Genomic DNA, 2,968 nt, shown 5'->3' on the forward strand with positions numbered 1-2,968 from the left:
ATCTAAACGTGGAGAGACATTAGCAGGGTTAGCCCCCCATTTACCTGAAAATCTCTTAAGCGAAGCCTTAGCCACAGCTAGAGAGATTGAGGATGAATCTAAACGTGGAGAGACATTAGCAGGGTTAGCCCCCCATTTACCCGAAAATCTCTTAAGCGAAGCCTTAGCCACAGCTAGAGAGATTGAGTATGAGTACCGTGCAGAGGCATTAACAGGGTTAGCCCCCCATTTACCGGAAGTGTTACCCGAAGCTTTAGAAACTGCCAGAGAGATTCGGGATAAATCCGACCGTGCAAGGGCATTGATAGGGTTAGTTCCCCATTTACCGGAAGTGTTACCCGAAGCCTTAGCCGCAGCTAAAGAGATTGGTTGGTATGTGCCTAAATACGGCCGTGCAGAGGCATTAACAGAGTTAGCGCCCCATTTACCTGAAAGTTTATTACCCGAAGCCTTAGAAGTTGCTAGAGGGATTGTAAATCGATCCTCCCAGGCAGAGGTATTGACAGGGTTAGCCCCCTATTTACCGGAAGTGTTACCCGAAGCCTTAGAAGTTGCCAGAGGGATTGGGAATGAATCCTACCGTGCAGAGGCATTGACCGGGTTAGCTCCCTATTTACCGGAAGTTTTACCGGAAGCCTTAGAAATTGCCAGAGGGATTGGGGATGAATCAAGCCGTGCAGACGTATTAAAAGCATTAACAGCCACCTTAACCCCTGCTAATGTGGATTTATCTTTCTGGCAAGATGTCCTTCAGGCTTTGGGTACTCTCACTCGTCCTCATTTCCTCGAAACTATTCCCAACTTAGTGCCTTTAATCCTTCATTTTGGGGGAGAGGTCGCCTTAAGAGAAGTCCATCAAGCAATTAGAGAAGTCAGCCGCTGGTGGAAGTGATTCTCCTGTCAATAATTGCTATAATAGCTAAAATGGTCATAATGGCTAGTTTCTATAAAGGTTAGTTATGAAAACATTAGGAGCCTCAGAAGCAAAAAATCGCTTTGGCGAACTGTTAGACTTGGCTCGAAGAGAACCAGTAAAGATAGCAAAAAAGGGACGTAATGTTGCAGTCGTGCTGTCAATCGAGGAATTTGAGAGATTTTCCGAGTTAGAAAATCAACTTTTGGCTTTACAGGCAGAAAAAGCTCATCAAGAAGGTTTTATCGGAACAACAGAAAGTGAGGCTTTACTGTCAGAAATTTTAAATGCTTAAGATTAACCTATCTCGACAGGCAACTAAACGCTTAAAAAAACTGCCAGATAAACACGCCAAACAAGTAGCCACAAAAATAACCGAACTGAGAACAAATCCCTATCCCCAAGATTCTCTAAAGTTAAAAGGATACTCTTATCATAGAGCCGATATTGGTGAATATCGAATCGTTTATCGTGTTGAGGAGCAAACACTAGAAATCTTGCTGATTGACAAACGAAACGATGATGAAATTTATAAACAACTAAAGAGAACAATATAGAGAATCTTAATTATCAACCATCAATTAATTAGCGATATTATTCCTGCTAAAATCAAGAAAAACAAATTATTTTTAAACACTCATGAGCATTAATGTAACATTTCCCGAAGAACTCCTCATTGCTGCCAGAGAAGAAAAAGAAACATTCTCTCGTAAAGTTATCATTTATACATTAGGGCATCTTTATCAAGAAGGAAAAATTTCAGCAGGAATCGGCGCACAAGTATTAGGATGCGATAAATATACATTTTATACACTTCTCTCTGAGTATGGTTTTTCCATTATTGATTACACAGCAGAAGAATGGGAATCAGAAATACAAACCAGCCGTAAATTAGCCCAAAAAATCAAAGAGAATGAAGATAATTGTTAATTCTACACCGATCATCGCCTTATCTTTGATTAATCAATTAGATCTTCTTAATCAGCTATTTAATGAAGTGATTATTCCTTGGGCAGTTTATCAAGAAATTGTCATCGCTGGAGATAATAAACCGGGGGCAAAAGAACTCAAAAATGCCAATTGGATTCAAGTTCAAGAAGTTGCATCATCATCTCCTCTTGAACCGCTATTACTAGGATTAGATCGAGGAGAATTAGAAGTTATTCTCTTGGCAATTTCAATCAAACCAGACTGGGTAATTATAGATGAGAAATTAGCAAGAAGAGTTGCCAAAGCTATGGAATTAACCGTCAAAGGAACATTAGGAATTCTCTTGGTTGGTTTTTATGCAGGTTATCTATCTAAACAAGAAATTTTAGATTTATCACAACAGTTAGTTGATTATGTAATTCGTATTAGTTCTCCGATTCTTAATTGGCTAAAAACAGAATTAGACAATGATCATTAATACCAAATCAATACAAAATAAACTACCATGAAACAACTAATCGTACACATTCGTGACCAAGAAAAAGCAGAAACGCTCTCTAAAATTTTAACTGCTTTAGATTTTGTTGACTCCGTAGAAATCATCGAAGATCAAACAACATTATCTGATAACGAGCAAGACTTCTTTGCCCTAGCAGGATTGTGGGAAGACAGGGATATTACCCCTAAATCTATCCGTGAAGCAGCATGGCGAGAAGAAAACCGATGATTTTATGTGACACCAATATCCTCATTGAATTCTATAAAAACAACCATAGAATTATCGAAGAGCTTCGCCATATTGGACTAAATCAACTAGCCATTAGTTCCATTAATCAAGCCGAATTATATTATGGAGCAATCAATAAAAATGAACTCAACAAAATCAAAAGACATCTCGGATTGCTACATACCTTTCCTGTAGATGTCGCAATATCCAATCAATTTATTAACTTAATGGAAACCTACTCCCTCAGTCACAAACTCAACATCCCTGACTCTATCATTAGAACTCTTGCAAATTAATTATATGTTATAATGATGGGTTAACTAATTTTCCCCAAAAAATTAGTTAATCAGTACATTTGTCCTGAATGAAAACTTGAAGTTTAACTTTTAACTCAAAAC

6 protein-coding genes and 1 pseudogene are annotated in these 2,968 nt (G+C 38.2%); all 7 read left to right on the plus strand.

Features of this window, described 5'->3' with window-relative positions:
• Positions 1-892, plus strand: a pseudogene (locus tag IM500_RS03195) (apoptotic protease-activating factor); the annotation flags it as partial.
• A gap of 67 nt (positions 893-959) precedes the next feature.
• Positions 960-1,208, plus strand: coding sequence for a type II toxin-antitoxin system Phd/YefM family antitoxin (locus tag IM500_RS03200; protein ID WP_002739617.1), 249 nt, complete (start codon positions 960-962; stop codon positions 1,206-1,208).
• Positions 1,201-1,470, plus strand: a complete 270-nt coding sequence (locus tag IM500_RS03205) for a type II toxin-antitoxin system RelE family toxin (protein WP_002739840.1) — start codon at positions 1,201-1,203, stop codon at positions 1,468-1,470. Before IM500_RS03200 ends, IM500_RS03205 begins: the two co-directional genes overlap by 8 nt.
• 82 nt (positions 1,471-1,552) lie before the next feature.
• Positions 1,553-1,843, plus strand: a complete 291-nt coding sequence (locus IM500_RS03210; protein ID WP_104398401.1) for a UPF0175 family protein — start codon at positions 1,553-1,555, stop codon at positions 1,841-1,843.
• Complete coding sequence (locus tag IM500_RS03215) at positions 1,827-2,321, plus strand: PIN domain-containing protein (RefSeq protein ID WP_106909401.1); 495 nt, start codon at positions 1,827-1,829, stop codon at positions 2,319-2,321. The genes IM500_RS03210 and IM500_RS03215 overlap by 17 nt, the downstream gene beginning before the upstream one ends.
• A gap of 27 nt (positions 2,322-2,348) precedes the next feature.
• A complete protein-coding gene (locus tag IM500_RS03220) occupies positions 2,349-2,570 on the plus strand; it encodes a hypothetical protein (protein WP_002780145.1) in 222 nt (73 codons plus the stop codon).
• A complete protein-coding gene (locus IM500_RS03225) occupies positions 2,567-2,866 on the plus strand; it encodes a PIN domain-containing protein (RefSeq protein ID WP_287737670.1) in 300 nt (99 codons plus the stop codon). The genes IM500_RS03220 and IM500_RS03225 overlap by 4 nt, the downstream gene beginning before the upstream one ends.
• Positions 2,867-2,968: the final 102 nt, after the last annotated feature.

Source organism: Microcystis sp. M179S2, from assembly GCF_020245805.1.
GTDB lineage: Bacteria > Cyanobacteriota > Cyanobacteriia > Cyanobacteriales > Microcystaceae > Microcystis > Microcystis aeruginosa.